The organism is Mesorhizobium sp. M7A.F.Ca.AU.001.01.1.1 (assembly GCF_004022735.1).
GTDB lineage: Bacteria > Pseudomonadota > Alphaproteobacteria > Rhizobiales > Rhizobiaceae > Mesorhizobium > Mesorhizobium ciceri.
In genome coordinates this window covers 1-761 of record NZ_RZPF01001275.1, presented here as the reverse complement: position 1 = coordinate 761, position 761 = coordinate 1, and the positions used below count along the sequence as shown (strand labels likewise).

Here is a 761-nt window from a genome sequence, read left to right as displayed (position 1 = left end):
CCGGCCGGGAGCCAGCAAGACCGAAATCGAGACGGCGGCGAAGGATGCACTTGCCGATGAATTCATCCTCAAGCTGGAAAAAGGCTATGACAGCCAAGTCGGCGAGCGCGGCGTGACGCTGTCAGGCGGTCAGCGCCAGCGGGTTGCGATCGCCCGTGCCATCTTGCGCGACGCGCCGATCCTGTTGCTCGACGAGGCCACCTCGGCACTCGACGCCGAAAGCGAAACGCTGGTGCAGACGGCATTGGAACGGCTGATGCAGGGCCGCACCACGATCGTCATCGCCCACCGCCTGGCAACGGTGCTGAAGGCCGACAGGATCCTGGTCATGGATGGGGGCTCGATCGTCGAGGAAGGCACGCATCAAAGCCTTGTCGCCAAGGGCGGCATCTATGCACGGCTGGCCAAGCTGCAGTTCGAAACCGGCGCCAGTGCTTTCAGGGGCGCGGCGGAATAGGCAGATCTGGCGCTGTGGCGACAGCCGCTATGCGGCTCCATAGCGCTGTTTCAGATGGTTCACGAAATAGGTGGCGTTGAGCTTTTCGCCTGTGGCGCGTTCGAGCAGGTCCGGCGTCGACCAGCGTGACCCCTGTGACCAGATTTTTTGGCGGCGCCAGTCGTTGATCGCCTCGAAATTGCCTTTGGCGAGATCCTCGTCGGCGGCAGGATGCTCCCGCGTCAGCGCCGCCCATTGCTGTGCTGCCATCATCGCGCCCAGCGTGTAGGAGGGGAAGTAGCCGAAAGCTGCCCCGGGCCAATGC

General features: G+C 63.7%; 1 protein-coding gene and 1 pseudogene. One reads left to right on the top strand and one right to left on the bottom strand.

What is annotated here, in order from left to right; all coding sequences use genetic code 11:
- The coding region (locus tag EN884_RS37620; protein WP_128361212.1) for an ATP-binding cassette domain-containing protein at positions 1 to 457 on the top strand (457 nt) is incomplete at its 5' end.
- A 27-nt stretch (positions 458 to 484) separates the two neighbouring features.
- On the opposite strand, the pseudogene EN884_RS37615 reads toward EN884_RS37620, so the two are convergent.
- Positions 485 to 761: pseudogene (locus tag EN884_RS37615) on the bottom strand (carboxypeptidase M32); the annotation flags it as partial.